The 21,708-nt window shown below is 69.3% G+C and carries 20 protein-coding genes and 1 pseudogene; 15 read left to right on the top strand and 6 right to left on the bottom strand.

Annotation, left to right across the window (positions count from 1 at the left end; all coding sequences use genetic code 11):
* Positions 1 to 8: 8 nt before the first annotated feature.
* A pseudogene (locus tag H0B43_RS07015) lies at positions 9 to 215 on the bottom strand (VOC family protein); the annotation flags it as partial.
* Between the two features lie 39 nt (positions 216 to 254).
* Here H0B43_RS07015 and H0B43_RS07010 point away from each other — a divergent pair.
* On the top strand, positions 255 to 1,097 hold the full coding sequence (locus tag H0B43_RS07010; RefSeq protein WP_185728688.1) for a uroporphyrinogen-III synthase: 843 nt from the start codon (positions 255 to 257) through the stop codon (positions 1,095 to 1,097).
* Positions 1,098 to 1,145: 48 nt separating this feature from the next.
* Here H0B43_RS07010 and H0B43_RS07005 read toward each other — a convergent pair whose 3' ends face one another.
* From H0B43_RS07005 to H0B43_RS06995, 3 genes are read right to left on the bottom strand one after another with little or no spacing between them, the layout of a single operon-like run.
* Complete coding sequence (locus H0B43_RS07005; protein WP_185728690.1) at positions 1,146 to 1,889, bottom strand: uracil-DNA glycosylase; 744 nt, start codon at positions 1,887 to 1,889, stop codon at positions 1,146 to 1,148.
* Positions 1,874 to 3,415 carry a PH domain-containing protein gene (locus H0B43_RS07000; RefSeq protein ID WP_185728692.1) on the bottom strand — a complete coding sequence of 514 codons (1,542 nt, stop codon included), beginning with the start codon at positions 3,413 to 3,415 and terminating at the stop codon, positions 1,874 to 1,876. The genes H0B43_RS07005 and H0B43_RS07000 overlap by 16 nt, the downstream gene beginning before the upstream one ends.
* The gene (locus H0B43_RS06995; RefSeq protein ID WP_185728694.1) at positions 3,412 to 3,912 is read right to left on the bottom strand and encodes a PH domain-containing protein; all 501 of its coding nucleotides are present in this window, start codon (positions 3,910 to 3,912) and stop codon (positions 3,412 to 3,414) included. Before H0B43_RS06995 ends, H0B43_RS07000 begins: the two co-directional genes overlap by 4 nt.
* Positions 3,913 to 3,995: 83 nt before the next feature.
* Between H0B43_RS06995 and H0B43_RS06990 the strand changes: the two genes are divergently transcribed.
* From H0B43_RS06990 to H0B43_RS06960, 7 genes are all read left to right on the top strand, one after another.
* Positions 3,996 to 4,181 carry a hypothetical protein gene (locus H0B43_RS06990; RefSeq protein ID WP_185728696.1) on the top strand — a complete coding sequence of 62 codons (186 nt, stop codon included), beginning with the start codon at positions 3,996 to 3,998 and terminating at the stop codon, positions 4,179 to 4,181.
* A gap of 46 nt (positions 4,182 to 4,227) precedes the next feature.
* Complete coding sequence (locus tag H0B43_RS06985; protein ID WP_185728698.1) at positions 4,228 to 6,855, top strand: bifunctional FO biosynthesis protein CofGH; 2,628 nt, start codon at positions 4,228 to 4,230, stop codon at positions 6,853 to 6,855.
* Entirely contained in the window at positions 6,852 to 7,622 is a 771-nt protein-coding gene (locus H0B43_RS06980) for a hypothetical protein (RefSeq protein ID WP_185728700.1), read from the top strand. The genes H0B43_RS06985 and H0B43_RS06980 overlap by 4 nt, the downstream gene beginning before the upstream one ends.
* A gap of 108 nt (positions 7,623 to 7,730) precedes the next feature.
* Positions 7,731 to 8,054, top strand: coding sequence for a ferredoxin (fdxA, locus tag H0B43_RS06975; protein WP_005239185.1), 324 nt, complete (start codon positions 7,731 to 7,733; stop codon positions 8,052 to 8,054).
* 2 nt (positions 8,055 to 8,056) lie between these two features.
* On the top strand, positions 8,057 to 9,157 hold the full coding sequence (gene dapC, locus H0B43_RS06970) for a succinyldiaminopimelate transaminase (protein ID WP_185728702.1): 1,101 nt from the start codon (positions 8,057 to 8,059) through the stop codon (positions 9,155 to 9,157).
* A gap of 45 nt (positions 9,158 to 9,202) precedes the next feature.
* Positions 9,203 to 10,081 carry a hypothetical protein gene (locus H0B43_RS06965; RefSeq protein ID WP_185728704.1) on the top strand — a complete coding sequence of 293 codons (879 nt, stop codon included), beginning with the start codon at positions 9,203 to 9,205 and terminating at the stop codon, positions 10,079 to 10,081.
* Between the two features lie 53 nt (positions 10,082 to 10,134).
* Complete coding sequence (locus H0B43_RS06960) at positions 10,135 to 10,548, top strand: PPOX class F420-dependent oxidoreductase (protein WP_185728706.1); 414 nt, start codon at positions 10,135 to 10,137, stop codon at positions 10,546 to 10,548.
* A 7-nt stretch (positions 10,549 to 10,555) separates the two neighbouring features.
* Here H0B43_RS06960 and H0B43_RS06955 read toward each other — a convergent pair whose 3' ends face one another.
* Positions 10,556 to 11,146 carry a hypothetical protein gene (locus tag H0B43_RS06955; protein WP_185728709.1) on the bottom strand — a complete coding sequence of 197 codons (591 nt, stop codon included), beginning with the start codon at positions 11,144 to 11,146 and terminating at the stop codon, positions 10,556 to 10,558.
* Positions 11,147 to 11,306: 160 nt separating this feature from the next.
* On the opposite strand from H0B43_RS06955, the gene pruA reads away from it, so the two are divergent.
* The 7 genes from pruA (at position 11,307) to H0B43_RS06920 (ending at position 20,318) form a co-directional block, all read left to right on the top strand.
* Entirely contained in the window at positions 11,307 to 12,947 is a 1,641-nt protein-coding gene (pruA, locus tag H0B43_RS06950; RefSeq protein ID WP_185728711.1) for an L-glutamate gamma-semialdehyde dehydrogenase, read from the top strand.
* Complete coding sequence (locus tag H0B43_RS06945; protein ID WP_185728713.1) at positions 12,944 to 13,921, top strand: proline dehydrogenase family protein; 978 nt, start codon at positions 12,944 to 12,946, stop codon at positions 13,919 to 13,921. The genes pruA and H0B43_RS06945 overlap by 4 nt, the downstream gene beginning before the upstream one ends.
* Positions 13,922 to 13,966: 45 nt before the next feature.
* Positions 13,967 to 14,626, top strand: coding sequence for a rhomboid family intramembrane serine protease (locus H0B43_RS06940; protein WP_185728715.1), 660 nt, complete (start codon positions 13,967 to 13,969; stop codon positions 14,624 to 14,626).
* 13 nt (positions 14,627 to 14,639) lie between these two features.
* Positions 14,640 to 16,040 carry an acyl-CoA synthetase gene (locus H0B43_RS06935; RefSeq protein WP_185728717.1) on the top strand — a complete coding sequence of 467 codons (1,401 nt, stop codon included), beginning with the start codon at positions 14,640 to 14,642 and terminating at the stop codon, positions 16,038 to 16,040.
* Between the two features lie 52 nt (positions 16,041 to 16,092).
* Positions 16,093 to 17,133: an NADP-dependent oxidoreductase gene (locus H0B43_RS06930; RefSeq protein ID WP_185728719.1), complete on the top strand. Its 1,041-nt coding sequence runs from the start codon at positions 16,093 to 16,095 to the stop codon at positions 17,131 to 17,133.
* A 166-nt stretch (positions 17,134 to 17,299) separates the two neighbouring features.
* The gene (locus H0B43_RS06925) at positions 17,300 to 18,538 is read left to right on the top strand and encodes a CdaR family transcriptional regulator (RefSeq protein WP_185728721.1); all 1,239 of its coding nucleotides are present in this window, start codon (positions 17,300 to 17,302) and stop codon (positions 18,536 to 18,538) included.
* A gap of 133 nt (positions 18,539 to 18,671) precedes the next feature.
* Complete coding sequence (locus tag H0B43_RS06920) at positions 18,672 to 20,318, top strand: substrate-binding and VWA domain-containing protein (protein ID WP_185728723.1); 1,647 nt, start codon at positions 18,672 to 18,674, stop codon at positions 20,316 to 20,318.
* 3 nt (positions 20,319 to 20,321) lie between these two features.
* Here the strand turns inward: H0B43_RS06920 and H0B43_RS06915 are convergent, their stop codons facing one another.
* Positions 20,322 to 21,692, bottom strand: coding sequence for an amino acid permease (locus H0B43_RS06915; protein WP_185728725.1), 1,371 nt, complete (start codon positions 21,690 to 21,692; stop codon positions 20,322 to 20,324).
* Positions 21,693 to 21,708 lie beyond the last annotated feature (16 nt).

The following is a 21,708-nucleotide window of genomic DNA, read 5'->3' as shown; positions in this document are numbered from 1 at the left end:
CCAACTCAGGAGATCTCGTGGTGCGGTCTCGTCGACCACGGTTCACCGCCCCGATCGTCCGAGGTGGGATGCACACCCATCTCGGACGGCCCGGTGCCGAAGATCAGCCACCCGCCCCCGGCATCGACATGGGACCAGCCGAGCACGTCGCGGAAGAAGGCGCGGGCGGCGTCGGGGTCGTCTGCATAGACCAATGTGTGAACCGCGGTGATCATGTGGGCAGCCTAGTGCGATTCGTCCGTCACACTGGGTGAATGTCGAACGACGAACTTTCCGGACTGACCATCGCCGTCACCGCCGAACGCCGGGCCGCCGAGTTCATCACGCTCCTCGAACGGCACGGTGCCGAGATCACCCACACCCCCGCCATCCACGTGCTGCCGCTCGCCGACGACTCCGATCTGCGGTCCCGCACCGACGAGGTCATCGCGACGCCGCCGGACCTCCTGGTCGTCAGCACTGCCGTCGGATTCCGGGGATGGTTGGATGCGGCACGGGCCTGGGGCGAGGAGGACGCGCTGCTCGGCGCCCTGCAGTCGGCCCGGATCATCACCCGCGGTCCCAAGGCGAAGGGCGCCGTCCGCGGCGCGGGGTTGCGTGAGGAGTGGTCGCCGGAGACGGAGTCGTCCGAAGAAGTGCACGAGCACCTCGTCGCCGAGGGCGTGCGCGGGCTGCGGGTGGCGGTCCAGTTGCACGGAACCATCACCGAGTGGGAGCCGATGACCGACCTGAGCGTCTCTCTCGCCGGCGCCGGGGCGGAGACGACGGCCGTGTCCGTGTACCGGTGGATCAGACCCGAGAACCAGCAACCGCTGCAGACGCTGCTCGATCGGATCATCCACGCCGAGGTCGACGCCGTCACCTTCACCAGCGCGCCCGCCGTGTCGTCCCTCCTCAGCACCGCGAAGGAGACCGACCGCGTCGACGCCCTCCTCGACGCATTCCGCGGTCCCGTCGCACCCGTTTGCGTCGGCTCCGTCACGGCCTCGCCACTCACCGCCCTCGGCGTCGACACCCTGCAACCCGCCCGGCCCCGCCTCGGCAGCATGGCCAAATACATCATCGAGGAACTCCCGAACCGGCGGCATGCGGGGTGAACGGCACCTTCGGCGCCTCGGTGAGGTCGGATGTACCGTTCGCCCGGGTCACTCGCTCAACCCGGCCGCGCGCGCGGCGTCGGACAGCACGGATTCGAGCATGGCGGGGGTGAGCCGGCCGGTGAAGGTGTTCTGCTGGCTGACGTGGTAGCAGCCGAACAGGTGCAGCGGCTGTTCGGTGCCGGAGAGTTCGGTGCTGGGGAGTTCGGTGTGGGGGAGTTCGACGTGCGCCCCGTGCCCGAACTTGGGTCGCGGCCGGGGGACGGCCCAGCCGGCGTCGTCGAGGACGGGGAGCAGCGATTGCCAGCCGAAACCTCCGAGCACGATCACCGACCGCAGGTGGGGGCGGAGGATCCGCAGTTCGGAGTCGAGCCAGTGGCGGCAGTGGTCGCGTTCGGCCGGGGTCGGCTTGTTCGCGGGCGGCGCGCAGTGCACGGGGGCGGTGATGCGGACGCCGAACAGTTCGAGGCCGTCGCCGATGTGGGTGGCGGTGGGCTTACTCGCCAGACCCACGGCGTGGAGTGCGGCGTAGAGGAAGTCGCCGCTGCGGTCGCCGGTGAACATACGACCGGTGCGGTTCGCGCCGTGGGCGGCGGGGGCCAGACCGACGATCAGCAGGGGCGCGTCGGGTGGTCCGAAACCGGGAACCGGCCGGCCCCAATAGGTTTCGTCCCGGAAGGAGGCGCGTTTGTCGCGCGCGACCTGCTCTCGCCACTCGACGAGGCGGGGGCAGGCCCGGCATTCGATCAACTGTGCGTCGAGTCCGGTGATGTCGGTCAGTGCCGCGCCCATACATCACCTCCACCGGGTGTCACCGACTCGACGAGCGACCACGCCTGATCGGCGGGGAGGTCGATTACCAGATATTTGCCGGTGCCCGCGGGGGTGGCGGCGACGACGGTCGCGACGCCGGCCCGTCGCTGGAAGAACGTCTGACGGACGGTCCACCCGATGATGCCGTCGGCCTCGAGGCTGTGCCTTGCGCGGTCGAGGGAGCCGCTGCTGGTGATCAACCATCCGGGTAGCACCGCATGTCCGAGACCCCGGTACCGATCCCACGCCAGTGCCACGCCGCCGACGGCGAGCACGCCGATTCCGGCCCACGCGGCTCCGAACACGGGCCGGTCGAGGATCAGGAACATCAGAGCGACGGCGAGGGCGATCTCGGCGGGGATCAGCGCCCGCGTGTAGCGCCGGCGTGCGGCGACCGGGCCGTGCGCCGTGAGCGCGACCGCTGCCTGCCGGTGGTCGCCGATCACGGTGGCCATCACCCGTTCGGCTTCCGCGCGCGGACCCTGGGGGAGCAGGAGCGAGGACTCCCGGCGCTCCGCGCTGACGCCGGTCATGACGGCGTCCAGTCGCGCGCCACCGGCGAGTCGCAGCAGGAGCGGTTCCTCGAGCGTCGTACCGCGGAGACGGGCGCGGTCGAGTGTGGTCTGGCGGGTCTTCAACAGCCCGTGACTGACGTGAAGGGTGCGGCCGTTGTCCGTCAGCCTCATGTTGCCGTAGGTCAGCAGGTACCGGACGCACGCGAGCGCGCTCGCCGCGATCAGGAGGACGATGCTGCCGACCACCACGGCGAGGACGATCCCGACGCGCTCGGCGGATTCGATGCCCTCGGCCACCGTCGACGAGCGGGCGATCTTCGCGCCGATCCCGTACTGGAACGCGAGTCCGACAATGGCCGCGATGGTTACCACCCCGGTCACCGAGAACGGGGCGTAGCGCACCCAGGCCGGTGTCCAGTGGCCGATCTCGGTCACCGCCGGCTCCCGAGCGACCGCGGTGTGCTCGGCTCCGGCAGCGGCCTGACGGTCGAGCAGTGCGGCGCGAAGGTCGGGTACCAGCCGTGCGGAGAGCGCGTTGAGTTCGAACTTCGCCGCGTCCGGCTTGGACCCGACCTGCTTGCCGGTGCCGATGCGCACAATCGACAGGCCCAGTAGGCGATGCAGGACCCCCGCCTCCACGTCGACGGATCGGATGCGGTTGCGCGGAACCGACAGCAGGCGTTTGCGGAACAGGCCCTGCCGTAGTTGTACGTGCACCGGGCCGATCCGGTAGCTCGTCGTGAACCAGCGCGAGATACCGAACACGACGAACACGACGACAGCGACGAGACTCCACACGTGGTTGCCGCTCTGCGTGCCGATCACCAGCGAAATCAGCAATACCGGCAGAAGTTTCACGATCTCGTTGACCGGGTGGACCAGCAGCATCCGGCGGTCCAGCCGCAACCAGGGCTGCTCCTCCTCGGCGGCGACCGCGGCCTCGCCCTGCGCGATGGGGGGAGCGATTCCCGGTTCCGGTGCCGCACTCACGTGGCGTCACCGGCGTTGGTGCCCGCGACCTCGGTGAGCCGCGCGACGGTGCGGTCGGCGGTGTCCTGATCGAGGGCGGAGATCTTGACGGCACCGGCGGACGACGCCGTCGTGACGGTGACGGTCGCCAGGCCCAGCATGCGGTCGATGGGGCCGCGTTCGGTGTCGACGGTCTGGATGCGGGAGATGGGGGCGATGCGGCGTTCCTGGGTGAACCATCCGCTGCGGGTGTAGACCGCGGTGTCGCTGATCTCCCAGCGGTGCACCCGGTACCGCCAGATCGGGACGACGGCGACGTGGACGATCGCGAGCACGACGGTGATCGCGAGGGCCGTGACGTGCACCCACATGGGCCACCAGTGGAAGACGAGCGCGACGGCTTGCACGACGAAGACGGGAAACCAGAGAAGGGCGGCGTTGATCGCCCACAGTTGCCTGGCCTTGGGGCTGGGCCGCCACAGCGGGTCCGCCATCGTGACGGTGGTGGGCACACTCATGCCCCTACTTTGGCCGTGCCCCGCCATTCTGTCGAGAAGCGACCTATCGTGGGAGGACCCCCCGAAGTGAAAGGAGCGCAGACATGACGTCATTCGATGCGGCCGATTCTCCGGAGGTTCCCGAGGCGGACCGGCTCGAGCAGGAACTCGCCGTCGACGACGACACTTCCGACGAGGTCGAAGAGGTGTCGTCGCTGGAGGTGAACGAGGCGGACGTGGCCGAGCAGAGCCGGTCGGTTCCGGTCGACGAGGACTACCCCCGCGGATAGCGATCCACACGGCTACCGGGAGTCTGGGTGGCAGCGTCCGTCGTCGATGGCGCATGATCGCTGGGTGACCCATTCAGGTGAAGAATCCGGCCGGCCCACGATGCTTCCCATGCCCGGTGTTCCGGCACCGGCCCCGTCCGGCGCGTCTGCGCAGGACGTGACACCGTCCGCCTCCGCCATGCGGCGGGTGTTGCGGCGGGCGCGGGACGGCGCGACTCTGAACGTGGACGAGGCGACGGTGTTGTTGCAGGCCCGCGGCGACGACCTGGCCGATCTGTGTTCGTCGGCGGGCAAGGTCCGGGACGCCGGGTTGCTGGCGGCAGGTCGGCCGAAGGCGGTCACGTATTCGCGGAAGGTGTTCATCCCGCTGACGCGGTTGTGCCGGGACAAGTGCCATTACTGCACGTTCGTCACCGTGCCCGGCAAGTTGCGGGCGGAGGGACGCGGCGCGTATCTGGAACCGGACGAGGTGCTCGAGATCGCCCGGCAGGGCGCCGAATTGGGCTGCAAGGAAGCGTTGTTCACCCTCGGTGACCGGCCGGAGGACCGGTGGCCGGAGGCTAAGGCGTGGCTCGACGAGCGGGGTTACGACTCGACGCTGGACTACCTGCGGGCGATGTCGATCCGGGTGCTCGAGGAGACCGGGCTGTTGCCGCACCTGAACCCGGGGGTGTTGAGCTGGGAGGAGATTTCCCGCCTCAAGCCGGTGGCCCCGTCGATGGGCATGATGCTCGAGACGACGTCGACCCGGTTGTTCACCGACAAGGGGCAGTGCCATTACGGCAGCCCGGACAAGGATCCGGCGGTGCGGTTGCGCACCCTGACCGATGCGGGCCGGTTGAGTGTGCCGTTCACCACCGGGATTTTGGTGGGGATCGGGGAGACGGTGCGGGAGCGGGCCGAATCGATCATGGCGATCCGGAAGTCGCACAAGGCGTTCGGGCATGTTCAGGAGGTGATCGTGCAGAACTTCCTGGCCAAGCCGGACACCGCGATGCGCGATGTCCCGGATGCGGGCCTCGAGGAATTCCTGGCAACGATCGCGGTGTCCCGGTTGCTGCTGGGGCCGGGGATGCGGATCCAGTCGCCGCCGAATCTGGTGTCGACCACCGAGTGCGCCGCCCTGTTGGGGGCGGGTGTCGACGACTGGGGTGGGGTCTCGCCGCTGACCCCGGACCATGTGAACCCGGAGCGGCCGTGGCCGAACCTGGACACCCTCGCCGAGATCACCGCGGCGGCCGGGTTCGAGTTGACCGAGCGGACGGCGGCGCAGCCGCAGTTCGTGCTGGCCGGTGCGCCGTGGATCGATCCGCGGATCACCGGGCACGTGCAGGCCCTCGCGGACCCGCACACCGGGTTGGCGAAGCCCGGGACGCGTCCGGTGGGGTTGCCGTGGCAGGAGCCGGACGAGTCGTGGGAGTCGGCGGGTCGGGTGGATCTGAACACCGAGATCGACACCGCCGGTCGCAACACCGACACCCGCAGCGACCTGGGGAGCGCGTTCGGGGACTGGGAAACCGTCCGCGAACAGGTCCTCGAGCTCAGTGGCCCGGTGCGGGTGGACACCGACGTGCTCGCGGCCCTGCGCAGCGCCGAACGGGATCCGGCCGGGCTGTCGGACGACGAATACCTGGCGTTGGCGACGGCCGACGGCCCGGGGTTGGAGGCGGTGGTCGCGTTGGCCGATGCGCTGCGCAAGGACGCGGTCGGTGACGAGGTGACGTATGTGGTGAACCGGAACATCAACTTCACCAACATCTGCTACACCGGGTGCCGGTTCTGTGCGTTCGCGCAGCGCAAGGGTGATGCGGATGCGTTCACCCTGTCCACCGGGGAGGTCGCGGACCGGGCGTGGGAGGCGCACGTGGCGGGGGCGACGGAGGTGTGCATGCAGGGCGGTATCGACCCGGAGTTGCCGGTGACCGGGTACGCCGATCTGGTGCGGGCGGTCAAGGCGCGGGTGCCGTCGATGCACGTGCACGCGTTCTCGCCGATGGAGATCGTGAACGGGGCGTCGCGGGGTGGGCAGAGTGTCCGGGACTGGTTGACGGAACTGCGGGAGGCCGGTCTGGACACCATTCCCGGCACGGCGGCGGAGATCCTCGACGACGAGGTGCGCTGGGTGCTGACCAAGGGCAAGCTGCCGACGGCGACGTGGGTGGAGGTGGTGACCACCGCGCACGAGGTGGGGTTGCGGTCGAGTTCGACGATGATGTACGGGCACGTGGACAACCCGAAGCATTGGGTGGGGCATCTGCGGGTGCTGTCCGGGATTCAGGACCGCACGGGTGGGTTCACGGAGTTCGTGCCGTTGCCGTTCGTGCACCAGAGTGCGCCGCTGTATCTGGCGGGGGCGTCGCGGCCGGGTCCGACGAACCGGGACAACCGGGCGGTGCACGCGTTGGCGCGGATCATGCTGCACGGGCGGATCCCGAACATTCAGACCAGTTGGGTCAAGCTGGGGGTGACGGGCACCCAGGTGATGTTGCAGGGCGGCGCCAATGATCTCGGCGGGACGTTGATGGAGGAGACGATTTCCCGGATGGCGGGATCCGAGCACGGCTCGGAGAAGACCGTCGCCGAGCTGCGGGCCATCGCCGAGGGCATCGGCCGCCCGGCACAAGAACGCACTACGACACACGCACGACGCGAGGGAAGGTCGCCGGCCGCATGAGCGAGACGGATCGCCTCGGCGACGACACGATCGTCACCATCCTGAATCATGTGGCGCGGGGCATCAACCCGGTTCTCGACCTGGCCCTGACGGACCCGTTCGGAATCAAGGCTCGGACGTTCGGCCCGACCGCGGAGCAGCGCGGAGCCGTGGAGGCGCTGCTCGACGGCATCGCCTGGATCCTCGACACCATCCAGGTTCCCGGGACGGCGTCGTGGGACGAGGCCGGCGACGACGAGCGGGCGCGGTGGTGGGTGACGCGGATCGGTGCCGTCAACACCCTCGCGGTCGCGTTCCCGGGCATGTTCGGTGTGCTCGTCAACCGGCTTCCGATCCAGGACGTGCTGGGCTTCGCGAACCAGGCCGTCGTGCTCGTCGCCGTGGCCCGAGAGCACGGGGTGACGGAACGGTCCGAGCAGGTGGATCTGCTGGCGTCCGTGCTCTGCGCTCGCGAGACGGAGGCGCGGGCCGCGCTCGCCGACGCGGCGCGGCGACCGGCTTCCCGGGACGAGCAGCCGCTGTGGCGCCCGTTCCCGCTGATCGATGTCCTGTGGCGCACCGCCCGCACGGTGCGCGCACTCGGCAACGAACTCGACGAGCGTCCGCAACCGGGCCCGACGTCCACTCTCCTCGGGAACATCCCGGTGATCGGTGTCGTGGCTGGATATCTCGGCGAACGGGGCGCGCTGGCGAGAGCCGCGAAACAGGGCGAGAAGTGGATTGCGTCCCGGGCAGCGCTTCCCGCAGCGGTGCGCGTGGTCAGGTAACCCTCACCGCGGAGAGGTCGACCGGGCAGGCGATAATAGGGTCTTCCGCGGGGTACAAGCGGCCCGTACCTCGTGCTTACTCGTGTCAGAAAGGCAGGGAGAGCGGCAGTGCCCTACACGATTGCTGAACCGTGCGTGGATGTGTTGGACAAGGCGTGCATCGAGGAATGCCCTGTCGACTGCATCTACGAGGGCGGGCGGATGCTCTACATCCATCCCGACGAATGCGTGGACTGCGGCGCCTGTGAACCCGTCTGCCCCGTCGAAGCCATCTTCTACGAAGACGACGTCCCGGAACAGTGGAACGGCTACATCGCCGCGAACGTCGACTTCTTCGACGACCTCGGTTCCCCCGGCGGCGCGGCCAAGCTGGGCAAGGTCGACTACGACCCGCCGTTCGTCAAGGCTCTGCCTCCCATGGGCGAGGACTAGATGTGCCTCGTATCTCGGTAGCCAAAGCTCTTCCCGACTTCCCGTGGGACTCACTCGAGTCGGCGAAGGCGAAAGCCTTCGCGCACCCGGGCGGCATCGTCAACCTGTCCGTGGGCACCCCGGTCGATCCTGTCGCCCCGATCATTCAGGAGGCGCTGACCGCGGTCGCCGCGGTGCCCGGATATCCGACGACGCACGGCACGGACGAACTTCGTGACGCGGCGGTCGAGGCTCTGCACCGTCGATTCGGGATCACCGGAATCGATCCGGCGGCGGTGCTCCCCGCGATCGGCACGAAGGAGCTCATCGCTTGGCTGCCGCGCCTGCTGGGTCTCGGCGCCGAGGACCTCGTCGTCATTCCGGAGCTGGCATACCCCACGTACGAAGTGGGTGCTCTCCTCGCCGGGGCGCGCGTGCTCCGCGCCGACGGACTCAACCGGCTCGGTCCGGAGGGCGCGTCGCTGATCTTCGTGAACTCGCCGTCCAACCCCACCGGCAAGGTGCTCGGGCTCGAGCATCTGCGCAAGGTGGTCGACTGGGCGCGACGCCGGGGTGCGATTGTCGCCTCCGACGAGTGCTACCTCGGGTTGACCTGGGAGGGCGAAGCGCTGTCCATCCTGGACGAGCGGGTGAACGACGGCGACCTCACCGGCCTCCTCGCGGTGCACTCGCTGTCCAAGACATCCAACCTCGCGAGCTACCGCGCGGGATTCGTCACCGGTGACCCGGCGTTGGTGGCCGAACTTCTCGAGGTCCGCAAGCACGCGGGCATGATGGTGCCGTTGCCGATCCAGTCGGCGATGACCGCCGCGCTCCGCGACGACGACCACGAGAACGAGCAGCGTGAGCGGTACCGCCGCCGCCGCGAGATCCTTCTCGCCGCGGTCCGGGGCGCCGGATTCACCGTCGACAACTCCGAGGCCGGGCTGTACCTGTGGGCCACCCGCGGCGAAGCCTGCCGGGACACCGTCGAATGGTTCGCCGACCGCGGCATTCTCGTAGCACCGGGGGAGTTCTACGGGCCCGGCGGTGGCACCCACGTGCGCATCGCGCTCACGGCCACCGACGAACGGATCGCGGCCGCGGCCGAACGACTGGTCTGAGCCGAGTCGGCCCGGCGCGGGTAGCCGCGGTGTCAGGATTGTGCGGTGACCCTCGACGACGTCGCCGACGAGCTGTACGGCCTCGACCCCGGCGAGTTCGTCGAGGCCCGCACCGCGCGGGTGGCGGCGGCACGGGAGAGCAAGGACCGTGCGCTGGCGACCGAGATCGGGAAGCTGCGGAAGCCGACGGTCGTGGGCTGGCTCGTCAATCTGCTCGCCCGTGAGCTGCCTGACGAAGTCGATGCCCTCCTCGCCCTCGGCGAGGCACTCCGCGACGCGCAACGGCACCTGTCCGGGCCGGACCTGCGGCGGCTGACGACGCAGCGGCAGCAGGTGGTCCGCGCGTTGGCGCGCAAGGCCGGTGAACTCGCCGCGGAGCGCGACCGGACCGTCGGGGAGGACGCCCTGCGGGAGGTCGGTCAGACGCTGCACGCCGCCCTCGCCGACGCCGAAACCGCCGACCAGGTGCGGCGCGGCCGGGTGGTGACCGCGGCGACCTACAGCGGGTTCGGTCCGGCCGGACTCGCCGTCGTCCAGGGAAAGTCGGCGAAGCGGCCGTCGAAGTCCGGACCCGCCCCCACACCACCGGCCGAAAAGCCGAAGAAATCGCAGGAGCGTGATCTCGACGCCGAACGCGCGGCGGCCGCAGCGGAACTGGCGGACGCCACGGCCCTGGCCGACGAGGCCCGCGATGCCCTGGACGACGCGACGGCGGCGTGGGAGCAGACTCGGTCCACGCTGACCGAGATCGACCATCGGATCGCGGAATTGCGCGCCGAACTCGACCACGCCGAGCAGGAGCGGCAGTTCACCCGGAACGCGGAGACGGCGTCGGCGGAGGACGTGCAGCGGGGAGAGCGTGATCTGGAGACGGCGGAGCGGAGGGTGGAGGAGGCTCGGCGCACTCTCGACGATCTCGGCTGAGAAGCGTCCCGAAACCTTGACCTCGAGCGCGGTTCAGGTTCTAGCCTGGCCTCATGTCCTTCACCCAGCAGGAACTCGACTACCTGGCATCGCAACGCCTCGGCCGGCTCGCCACGGTCCAACCGGGCGGAACCCTGCAGGTCAGTCCGGTGGGCTTCCACTACAACGCCGACACGTCCACGATCGACATCCAGGGCTACAACATGGCGGCGAGCCGGAAATTCCGCAACGTCGCCGACAACGGGAAGGTGGCGTTCGTCGTCGACGACGTGCCGTCCGTCGACCCGTGGCGGGTCCGTTGCGTCGAAATACGCGGCCGGGCCGAGGCTCTCGACGCCGAGGCCGCGCAGTCGAACGGACTCGGCGGCCCGACCATCCGCATCCACCCCGAGCGGATCATCAGCTTCGGCCTCGGCGCCACCGACCAGGACGTCCATCAACTCGTCTCGAATGCCCGCGACGTGTAGCGGCGGGCTACGCGATGTCGGGCGAGTAGCCGGCCGCGAGCACGGCGACGGTGGACGGCGGCGTCAGAACGGTCGCCGTCCCGGACGGACGCGCCGACGGTGTCCCGTATCCGTCTTTCGACCACGGGACGACGGTCTCGTCCAGCACGACAGCGGGTTCGCCGTCGAGTAGGGCGAACGTGCCGCGGGGCAAGGACGACCACGCGGCCTCGTGGGTGCGCTGACGGGAGCCGTCGAGTCGTTCCGCGTGCAACCGGGCATCCATCTCGTCCGCGCTCGGCAGTCCGCCCCCGTCGGCCCGCTGCCAGGCGGCGCGAAAGTCGTTGTATCGCGCGCGCCTGCAGAGGGCGCACGGTCGGTGCCCGGCCGCGAGCGCCACCGCCTCGTCGTGGAAGAACAGCACCGTGTAATGCCCCTCGCTCCACTGCGGCACCGTGCGGGCGGGGTAGTCGGTGACGCAGGTGATCCACCGTCTGCCTGCATGGTTACGCACGACGGTGTGCCCGCGGTGCAGGCAGCCCCGGTTGCCCATGAACCGGCCGCGGAGTGGAATCGCGACGACGTCGGATCGGGGTGACACACGATTCCGTTCGGGCATGTGGCCGATGGTAGCCAGCCCGTCGGCGCGTCAAAACCGGATGGGGACCCCCGGGCAGCGCTAACCTGGGCTCGAGGGTTCCGTTCGGACGGGTGTCCCCGTCCGACCCGCGGTTCCCGGTCACAGTTCCTCACGATCTGAGGGCAGGAGGCAGGCAGCAATGGACGCCATCACCCAGGTTCCGGTGCCCACCAACGAGCCGGTCCACACGTACGCGCCGGGCAGTCCCGAACGTTCCCGAGTACAGTCCGCACTCGCCGACATCGGCACCGATCCGGTCGACATCCCGCACGTGATCGGGGGGAAACACCGGCACGGCAACGGCGACCGCGTCGACGTCGTCCAGCCCCACCGGCACTCCGCCGTGCTCGGCACGCTGCGCAGCGCCACCCACGACGACGCGTCGGCGGCGGTCGAGGCCGCGTCGGCGGCGGCACCGCACTGGCGGGCGCTCTCGTTCGACGACCGGGCCGCGGTGATCCTGCGCGCCGCCGACCTGCTGTCGGGGCCGTGGCGCGAAACGCTCGCCGCCGCGACGATGCTCGGCCAGTCGAAGTCGGTCCAGCAGGCGGAGATCGACGCGCCGTGCGAGCTGATCGACTTCTGGCGCTTCAACGTTCACTTCGCACGTCAGATCCTCGCCGAGCAGCCGATCTCCTCGCCCGGCGTGTGGAACCGGCTGGAATACCGGCCGCTCGAGGGCTTCGTCTACGCGATCACCCCGTTCAACTTCAGCGCGATCGCCGGCAATCTGCCGACCGCGCCGGCGCTGATGGGGAACACGGTGATCTGGAAGCCGTCGTCGACGCAGACCGTCGCCGCGTACTGGACGATGAAGCTGCTCGAGGCCGCGGGACTGCCTCCCGGTGTGATCAACCTGCTCACCGGCAGTGGGCAGGCGGTGTCGGAGGTTCTCCTGAACGATCCGCGCCTCGCCGGTATCCACTTCACGGGGTCGACCCGCACGTTCCAGCACCTGTGGAGCGAGGTGGGCGCGAACATCGGGAAGTACGCCGGCTACCCGCGGCTGGTGGGGGAGACCGGCGGCAAGGACTTCGTGGTCGCGCACGCCTCGGCCGACGAGGACGTGCTGCGGACGGCGCTGATCCGCGGGGCGTTCGAGTACCAGGGGCAGAAATGTTCGGCCGCCTCCCGCGCGTATGTCCCGAAGTCGTTGTGGCGGAGGATGCGCGACACGTTCACCGCGGAAGTCGACGCTCTCACCTACGGTGACGTGACCGATCTGGAGAACTTCGGCGGTGCGCTCATCGACCGGCGCGCCTTCGACAAGAACGTCGCGGCCATCGAACGCGCCCGCAGCACCGCAGGCCTCGAGATCGCCGTCGGCGGCAAGTACGACGACAGCGTCGGCTACTTCGTCCGGCCCACCGTCCTGCTGGCCGACGACCCCACCGACGAGGCGATGACCACCGAGTACTTCGGTCCGATCCTCACGGTCCACGTCTACGACGACTCCGCCCCGAACGCGTTCGCCGACGTGCTCGCCCGCGTCGACTCGGCGGCGCCGTACGCGCTGACCGGGGCGGTGATCGCCGACGACCGCCGGGCCGTCGAACAGGCCACGTCGGCGCTCCGGTTCACCGCCGGAAACTTCTACGTCAACGACAAGCCGACCGGTGCCGTCGTGGGGCAACAACCGTTCGGCGGCGCCCGCGCATCGGGCACCAACGACAAGGCCGGGTCCAAGCTCAACCTGCTGCGGTGGGTGTCGGCCCGCACCATCAAGGAGACGTTCGTTCCCGCCACCGACTACCGCTATCCGCACATGGGGTCGCAATGAAAGCGCCCACCGTCCTGGCGAATCCGCTGCGCCCGGCGATCCTCGCGGCGGCCCGGTCGTCGCGCGTCAAACGTGCCGTCACCGGCGCCCCGGTCACCCGGCGACTGGTCGACCGTTTCGTGGCGGGCGAGAGCCGGGAGTCGGCGCTGGTGTCGGTCCGGGAGATCCTCGACTCGGGCCGGTCGGTGTCCATCGACTTCCTCGGGGAGGACACCCGGGACGCGACGGGAGCGCAGGCGACCGTGGACGAGTACCTGGCGCTCGTCGCCGACCTCGGTGCCCTTCCCGAAGCGGCGGAAGGGAAATCGGGTGTTCGCCGGCTCGAGGTGTCGATGAAGCTGTCGGCGCTGGGGCAGTCGCTGGCCGGCGACGGCCGCCGGATCGCCACCGACAACGCGCGCACGATCTGCGCCGCCGCGGACGCCGCGGGCTTATGGGTGACCGTGGACGCCGAGGACCACACGACCACCGATTCGACGCTCGCGATCGTGCGGGACCTCCGCACCGAATTCCCGTGGCTCGGTGCCGTCGTGCAGTCGTATCTGCGCCGCACCGAGAACGACTGTCGCACCCTCGCCGGCGCCGGTTCGAGGGTCCGGTTGTGCAAGGGCGCGTACCGGGAACCCGAATCGGTCGCATTCAAGGACCGCGCCGCCGTCGACGCGTCGTACCTGCGATGCCTCGAGATACTCATGGACGGGGCCGGATACCCGATGGTGGCCTCACACGATCCCGCGGTGATCGACGCGGTCGCCCCCCTGGTCGGGCGCACGGGCCGCGCCGCGGACGCATACGAACACCAGATGCTGTTCGGGATCCGCGACCTCGAGCAACGTCGGCTCGCCAATGAGGACAAGCAGGTTCGGGTGTACGTGCCGTATGGCAGCCAGTGGTACGCGTACTTCATGCGGCGACTGGCCGAGCGCCCCTCGAACCTGCGCTTCTTCCTCCGTTCGGTGGTCACGCGGGACTGAACGCCGATCGGTTCCGGTGGGGGATTGCCGTTGTAAGGTTTCGCGGTGAAGACTTCGGGCGACGGATGGACCAGTGCGGTCCTCTTCGCCGTCGTCCTCGTGCTCGCCACGCTGCTCGCGTCGACCCGAATCGGAGAGGTCCGGCTCAGTCGTCCGCCGCGCACCGCGGTGGTGTTGTGGCTGTTGATCGCCGTGCCGTCGCTGCTGCAGATCGTGCTGCCCGCCGTCCTCGACGCCCTCGAGCGGGACCCCACCCAGATCCGGGACCACCAGTGGTGGCGGATCGTCACGTCGGTGGCGGTGCAGGACGGCGGACTCGCCGGAACGGTGGTGAACCTGCTCGTGCTCGCCTGGGTCGCGCCGCTCGCGGTCCGGGTCTGGGGCGGCATCCGCGCCGTTCTGCTGTTCGTGGCGAGCCAGGTCATCTTCGGTCTGTTCACCGCGTTTCTGTTTCCGTCGCCGGGGGCAGGAAATTCGGGTGCCACGCTCGCGCTGGCCGCGTCCCTCGCCGGTCTGGTCGTGATGCAGTCCCAGGAAAGGCGCGCCCTCGCAGCGAGCGGCGGAATCGTGCTCGCCGGCGTCCTGCTGGTGACGATCGACGACGCACACGGATGGGCGGTGCTGACCGGGGCCCTGCTCGGCGCAGCACTGGCCACCGTCAGTCCGCCGCCGGGAGACCTCGAGGGCCGCGTCCGCGCTCTGTGAGAGGCTGTGCGATGTGCTGCTGCGATCTCTGAATCCTCTGGCCGTCGCCCGGGGCGACGACATTCCCGACGCTCTCCGGATCGGCGACGCCACCCTGTCGCGCGGCGACGTGCTCGGTGCGGCGACGTCCGTGGCCGAGCGGGTGGCACGCGCGGATCGGGTCGCGATTTTCGCCACCCCCACCGTCACCACCGTCCTCGCGGTCGTGGGATGCCTCATCGCGGGCGTGACCGCGGTGCCGGTGCCGCCCGATTCCGGCCCGGCCGAACTCGAACACATCCTGCGTGATTCGGGTGCGCAGGCATGGCTGGGCGAGGCGCCGCCGGATCCGGCGGGACTGCCCGTCGTTCCGGTCCGCGTCCACGCCCGGTCGTGGCACAGCTACCCCGAACCACCCGAGTCGAGCATCGCGTTCGTGCTCTACACGTCCGGCACCACGGGACCGCCCAAGGGGGTCCTGATCAGTAGGAAGGCCATCGCCGCCGGCCTCGATGCCCTCGTGGACGCCTGGCAGTGGACCGGCAACGACACACTGGTGCAAGGACTTCCGCTGTTCCACGTCCACGGGCTCATCCTCGGTGTGCTGGGACCGCTGCGGATCGGCAGCCGCCTCGTCCACACGGTGAAGCCCACGCCGTCGGCGTACGCGGCGGCCGAGGGAACGATGTACTTCGGTGTCCCGACCGTGTGGAGTCGCATCGCCGGCGACCCCGAGTCGGCGCGTGCGCTGTCGGGTGCGCGACTGCTGGTGTCGGGCAGCGCCCCGCTGCCGGTGCCGGTGTTCGAGAAGCTGCAGGAGCTGACCGGGCACGCACTGATCGAGCGCTACGGCATGAGCGAGACGATGCTGACGCTCAGCACCCGGGCCGACGGCGAGCGTCGCCCGGGGTGGGTGGGTGTCCCGGTCCGCGGCGTCGAGACCCGGCTGCGGGACGAGGCCGGGCGGGACGTTCCGCACGACGGCGAGTCGATCGGCGGGCTGCAGGTACGGGGGCCGATGCTGTTCGACGGCTACCTCGGCAGGCCCGACGCGACGGCCGAGTCCTTCACGGACGACGGCTACTTCAAGACCGGCGACGTGGCCGTCATCGATCCGCAGGGGTTCCACCGCATCGTGGGCCGTGAATCCACGGACCTCATCAAGTCGGGCGGATTCCGGGTCGGGGCGGGGGAGGTGGAGACGTCGCTGCTCGGCCACCCGAGCGTGCGGGAAGCGGCGGTGGTCGGGGTTCCCGATCCGGACCTCGGCCAGCGGCTCGTGGCGTTCGTGGTGGGGGACAACGTCTCGGAGACCGAGCTGATCGAACATGTGGCCACCGAACTGTCGGTGCACAAGCGCCCCCGCGAGATCCGCGTGGTCGAGTCGCTTCCCCGCAATGCGATGGGCAAGGTGCAGAAGAAGCAACTGTTCTGACGTCGGTAGGGTGGCTAAAGATACCGGCCCGACACGGATTGGCAGGCGCACAGTGAGTGTGGAGAGCATCGTTCAGAGCACCCGGATAGTCCTCGCGTCGCGGCCGGACGGTGCGCCGACCCCCGACAACTTCCGATTGGAGGCCGTCAACCTGCCCGAGCCCGGCGAGGGTGAGGTGCTGATCCGCGTCATCTACCTGTCGCTCGACCCGTACATGCGCGGCCGGATGAGTGACGCCGAGTCGTACGCCGACCCGGTCGAGATCGGCGAGGTCATGGTCGGTGGCACGGTCGGACAGGTCGTCGAATCGCGACACCCGGATTTCGCCACCGGTGACTACGTGCTCGCATATGCGGGCTGGCAGTCGCATGCCGTGGTCGACGGCAACCAGCTCCGCAGACTCGACCCGGCCGCCGCACCGTTGTCGACCGCCGTCGGGGTCCTCGGCATGCCCGGTTTCACCGCTTACTCCGGCCTACTGAAGATCGGGCAACCCAAGGCTGGCGAGACGGTCGTCGTCGCGGCGGCCAGCGGTCCGGTCGGTTCGGCCGTCGGGCAGATCGCGAAACGGAAGGGTGCCCGGGCCGTCGGGATCGCCGGTGGCCCCGAGAAGTGCGCCTACCTGCTGGACGAACTCGGATTCGACGCCGCCGTCGACCACCGGTCCCCGAACTTCGCCGAGGAACTGCGTGCGGCGTGCCCCGACGGCATCGACGTGTACTTCGAGAACGTCGGCGGCACGGTGGCAGCGGCGGTGCTGCCGCTGCTCAATCTGTACGCGCGCGTTCCCGTGTGCGGCCTCATCGCGCAATACAACGACACCGAGGCACCCGAGGGCCCGGACCGGCTGCCCGGATTCTTCAGCCGGGTGCTCGTCAAGAGCCTGACGATCCGCGGATTCATCCAGCGCGAGTTCGTCTCCGAGATGTACGCCGACTTCCAGCGCGACGTGTCCGAGTGGATCCGGGAGGGGCGCTTCGCCTATCGCGAGGACATCGTCGACGGGATCGAGAATGCGCCCGCGGCGTTCATCGGACTGCTCCGGGGCAGCAATTTCGGCAAACTCGTCGTCCGGGTCGCCGAGGAGAACTGACCGGCGCACGACCGCCCCGGAACGGCCCTTCCCGGCGCTCGCCGTATTCGCCCTGGACACAGCGCTGTCGTGATACAACGGTGACAGAAGCGAACCCTCGTTATGTGTACGTGATGTCGATGGTGCGAGAGTTCGGTGTCATCCACACACGGGAGCGATGTGAACTATGACGAATCACAGTTCGGGGGCGGGCTCGCAGATCCTCGTCGACGGCAGGCCCGCGTCCGCTCCGCTCCGCGACACCGTGACGGTCGCTCGGAAACTCGTCCGGCACTTCGCCGACAACGTGACCCCGTGCGGTTCGCTTCCCGGCGAACAATTGCAGAGCGACGTCATGGATTTCACCGTGGTCTGCCTCGGCCTCGGCATCCAGATGCTCGACGAGGGCATCGGCCCGACGGACGCGGACCTCGCGGAGGTGCGCAACAGCTCGGCGCGCTGGGCCCGCGACGGATTCCCGCTGACACTCGTGCTCCGGATCCTCCACGAAGGCATCCGGGAGGCCGGCGACCTCGTGGCGTCGAATGCCCGGACGGAGGACCTCCCCGAACTGCTGGCCATCCAGAAGGTGATGTTCAGCCTGCTCGAATGCGTGACCGTGGCCGCCACCACCAGCTACGTGGAGGAACTCGAGGCCGTCAACAGCGAACGTGACGGCGCCGCGGTCAACCTCGTCACGGCGCTGCTCAGCGGGCGGAAGGCGGCGACCGCGGCCCGGCACGCGGGGGTGGAACTGGCCGACGAGTACGTGGTGCTCGGACTGTCGATACCCTCGCATCCCACGGAGGCGGTGACCCACCGGCGGAAGACCGTCGTCGCCCGGCAGAAGCTGCGGAGGTTGCAGATCGAACTGGCGGACGCCTCGGGTGGGGCGGCCCTGTGTTCGCTGAGCCCGGACGGCGGAACGCTGTTGCTGCCGGGGGCGCCGGAGCGGGCGTGGATGATCTCCCTGCTCGACCGCATCGGCGCGGCGGCCGGAGTTCCCCTCACCGCCACCTCGACCCGGGTGCACACCGCCGGGATCCCGGCAGCGGCGGAGCAGGTCCACGAACTCCTCGACCTGGCCGATCAACTCGCACTGCCGCCGGGCCTCTACGCGATGGGCGATCTGGCGCTCGAATACCAGCTCACCCGTCCCGGGCCGGGACGGACCCACCTGGCGCGACTCCTCGACCCGCTGCAGGGCTCACCCGAATTGATCGAAACGCTCGAGGTACACATCGGTCACGACCTCAACCGGCAGCGCACCGCGAAGAAGATGCATCTGCACACCAACACGGTGGATTACCGACTCGAGCGGGTGGCGCAGTTGACGGGCTGCGACCCGACCCGCCCGTCCGGGTTGCGGCAGATCCAGGCGGCGCTCGTGGCTCGCCGGCTCGAGGTCGCGCACACCCAGCGTTGAGGTTGCCCTGATCCGGACGTCCGACACCGGTGCAGACCCGTACGCTGCACCGTTCGCTACGATGTGGGCCGGATCATGTCGGGTCCAGTGCGTATTCGGTCGTTTCGTGGCCGAAATGTCAGGAAGGCAGACGATGGCCGGAGGGCGTCATTCGAGCGCGCACCAGGAGCGGTCCGGTCGTTCGCCCGCCTTCTACGCGGTGTGCGCCGCAGTCGTGATCGGGCTGGTGGCCTCCGTGGTGGTCGTCATCCAGGCGGTGCGCTCCTGGGCAGACGAATGCGATCAGATCACCGACTACACCCTCGCCGCCGACCCGAGCATCGTTCCCGCCCTCGACCGAATTCTCGGTGACGCGAAGGACACCGACCTGAGCTGTGCGAACGTCACGGTCGGCGCCGCGACGTCCGGCGACATCGCGGGACGGCTGGGGAAGGGCACCGACGCCCCGGACCTGTGGATCCCCGACTCCGGCGCCTGGGTGGGCAAGGCGGCACTCACCGCGGCCGGTCCGATCGAGGTGATGACGGGGTCGATCGCGTCTTCGCCCGTCGTCCTGGCGTCGCGCGAGGAGGACGCGCCGACGTCGCCGACGTGGCTCGCGGCCCTCCAGATCAAGGACATCCAGCTGGGAAACCCCCTCGTGACCGGGGTCGCGCAGGCCCCGATCAACGCCGCGCTCGCCGAGGGGCAGGCCGATCCCGTGTCCGCGGGGACGGTGCGGGCCGCGCTGGTCCCGCTCGCGCAGGAGGAGAGCGCGCGGACCGCGGACGAGCCGATCGGCGAGGACATGCTGCAGGGCGTCGTCGACCGCGGCGGAGTCGCCGTGGCCACCGAGCAATCCGTGCTCGATTTCTCCGACGGCGACGGCGCGCGCACGATCGCCGCGACGGTGCCGCCGAGCGGCAGCAACTTCATGAACTTCCCCCTCGTGGTCACCGCGCCCGCGCCCGATCGGCATTACCGGGCGACGCAGGTGGCCCGTGCCGTGGCCGATGTCCTCGGCGGTGAGGGCGCGCGCGGTGTCCTCGCCGATCACGGGTTCCGCGGTCCGGACGGGAGTCCACTGCCGGACGGCCGCGGCGTCGGCAAGACCACCAAGCTCGCGCTCGAGGACGAATCGGCGCTGCAGGACGCGCTCGGCGGATGGGCGCTGATGGCACTTCCCATCCGCACACTCGTCGCGATCGACGTCTCGGCCTCGATGGAGATGCCTGCCGGAAACCGGTCCCGCATGGACCTCACGGTCGACGCGGCCCTCGCCGGCAACGCGATGTTCCCGGACAGCGTGTCGGCGGGACTGTGGGCGTTCTCGCAGGGGCTGGGCGGGGGACCGCAGGACTACAAGGAGATGGTCCCGATCCGCCGCTACGACACCGTGGTCGACGGTGTCTCGCAGCGGCAGCTGATGGCGCAGCAGGCGACCAAGGTGGAAGGGCTCATCGGCGGTGGCACCGGCCTGTACGACACGACGCTCGCCGCGTTCCGGACGGTGCAGGAGACGTACGATCCGCGCGCCGTGAACAGTGTGATCATCCTGACCGACGGCGCCAACGAGGACCCGGACTCCGTCACCAGGGACCAGCTGATGAGCATCCTGCAACGGGAGACGGATCCGGCGCGGCCGGTCATCATCGTGACGATCGGGATCACCGACGACGCCGACGCGGCCACGCTCGCCGAGATCTCCCGGGTGACGGGAGGGTCGAGCTACGTCGCCAAGGACCCCGCCGACATCGCGAACGTGTTCGTCAACGCGTTGGCGGCCCGAGGACGGCGATAGCGCCTACCCTGATGCCGGCTGGGACTGCCTGCGCAGCCGGGTGTTGAGCACACCGAGTGCCGCGATGACGAGGAACAGGACGCACGTCGAGATCAGCTGGACGCGGGCGTCGGTGTCGAACAGCATGAGCACCACGAATCCGCCGAGCATCGCGAGCGTGAGGTAGCTGAGCCACGGAAAGAGCCACATCCGCACGGTGAGCTTGCCCTCGCGTTCGAGCTGCGGGCGCAACTTCAGGTGCGAGACGACGATGAAGATCCAGATGACCAGGAGGGCCGAACCGACGGCGTTCAGGAGAAGTCCGAGGAGGTCGTCGGGCAGCCACCAGTTGAGCAGCACACTGACGAAACCGAAGAACACCGACAGCAGCACCGCGTTCAGCGGGACACCCGAATTCGAGATCCGGGCCATGAACGCGGGACCGTCGCCGCGACGGGACAGCGAGTACGCCATCCGCGACGTGCCGTAGATGTTGGCGTTGAACGCCGACAGCAACGCGACCACGACCACCAGTTCCATGAACCCGGCCACGTACGGAATGTGCGCCTGGTTGAGCACCGCCACGAACGGTCCACTCTTCAGGTCCGACGAATCCCAGGGAAGAACGAGGACCATGATCGAGATGGACCCCAGGTAGAAGACGCTGATGCGCCAGACGACGCTGCGCACCGCCACGGCGATCGAGCGTTCGGGGTCCTCCGACTCGGCGGCAGCGATGGTCACGATCTCGATGCCGCCGAACGCGAATGCCACCACCAGCAGTCCCGCGGCGACACCGGCGAAACCTTCGGGCATGAAACCGCCGTGGCCGAAGAGATTGGTGGTGCCCACCGGTTCCGTGTCCGGGAGCAGGCCGAACACGAGCAGCACGCCGATCACCAGGAACCCGATGATGACGGTGACCTTGATGGCGGCGAACCAGAACTCGAACTCGCCGAAGTTGCTGACCTTCGCGAGGTTGACCGCTGCGAAGAAGATCACGAACACGAGCGCGACGACCCACTGCGGCACCCCGGGCAACCAGCCGCTCACGATGCCGGAGGCGCCGGTGATCTCGGCGCCGAGCACCATGATCAGCATGAACCAGTAGAGCCACCCCATCACGAATCCGGCCCAGTCGCCGATCCCGATCCGCGCGTAGTGCGAGAAGGAACCGCTGGCGGGTATCGCTGCCCCCATCTCGCCGAGCATGCGCATGACGAAGACCACGATGATGCCGGCGAGAAGGTACGAGACGAGGACGGCGGGACCGGCCGTCGCGATGCCGACACCGGTCCCGAGGAACAGTCCGGCACCGATCGCGGACCCGAGGCCCATCATCGTGAGATGACGGACCTTCAGGCCCCGGCCGAGGGTGCTGGTCGAATCGGTCATGGTGCCGGGTGTTCGC

Origin of the sequence: Rhodococcus sp. 4CII (assembly GCF_014256275.1) — a bacterium.
Taxonomy (GTDB): Bacteria; Actinomycetota; Actinomycetes; order Mycobacteriales; family Mycobacteriaceae; genus Rhodococcus_F; species Rhodococcus_F wratislaviensis_A.
Note: the sequence above shows the minus strand (reverse complement) of the source record. Positions and strands in the feature narration are given on the sequence as shown.

Excerpts from the sequence above, each read along its gene's own strand:
- H0B43_RS07010 (WP_185728688.1), top strand. The coding sequence starts at position 255 with ATGTCGAACGACGAACTTTCCGGACTGACCATCGCCGTCACCGCCGAA.
- H0B43_RS07005 (WP_185728690.1), bottom strand. The coding sequence starts at position 1,889 with ATGGGCGCGGCACTGACCGACATCACCGGACTCGACGCACAGTTGATC.
- H0B43_RS06995 (WP_185728694.1), bottom strand. The coding sequence starts at position 3,912 with ATGAGTGTGCCCACCACCGTCACGATGGCGGACCCGCTGTGGCGGCCC.
- H0B43_RS06990 (WP_185728696.1), top strand. The coding sequence starts at position 3,996 with ATGACGTCATTCGATGCGGCCGATTCTCCGGAGGTTCCCGAGGCGGAC.
- H0B43_RS06985 (WP_185728698.1), top strand. The coding sequence starts at position 4,228 with ATGGCGCATGATCGCTGGGTGACCCATTCAGGTGAAGAATCCGGCCGG.
- H0B43_RS06980 (WP_185728700.1), top strand. The coding sequence starts at position 6,852 with ATGAGCGAGACGGATCGCCTCGGCGACGACACGATCGTCACCATCCTG.
- H0B43_RS06960 (WP_185728706.1), top strand. The coding sequence starts at position 10,135 with ATGTCCTTCACCCAGCAGGAACTCGACTACCTGGCATCGCAACGCCTC.
- H0B43_RS06955 (WP_185728709.1), bottom strand. The coding sequence starts at position 11,146 with ATGCCCGAACGGAATCGTGTGTCACCCCGATCCGACGTCGTCGCGATT.
- pruA (WP_185728711.1), top strand. The coding sequence starts at position 11,307 with ATGGACGCCATCACCCAGGTTCCGGTGCCCACCAACGAGCCGGTCCAC.
- H0B43_RS06945 (WP_185728713.1), top strand. The coding sequence starts at position 12,944 with ATGAAAGCGCCCACCGTCCTGGCGAATCCGCTGCGCCCGGCGATCCTC.
- H0B43_RS06925 (WP_185728721.1), top strand. The coding sequence starts at position 17,300 with ATGACGAATCACAGTTCGGGGGCGGGCTCGCAGATCCTCGTCGACGGC.
- H0B43_RS06920 (WP_185728723.1), top strand. The coding sequence starts at position 18,672 with ATGGCCGGAGGGCGTCATTCGAGCGCGCACCAGGAGCGGTCCGGTCGT.
- H0B43_RS06915 (WP_185728725.1), bottom strand. The coding sequence starts at position 21,692 with ATGACCGATTCGACCAGCACCCTCGGCCGGGGCCTGAAGGTCCGTCAT.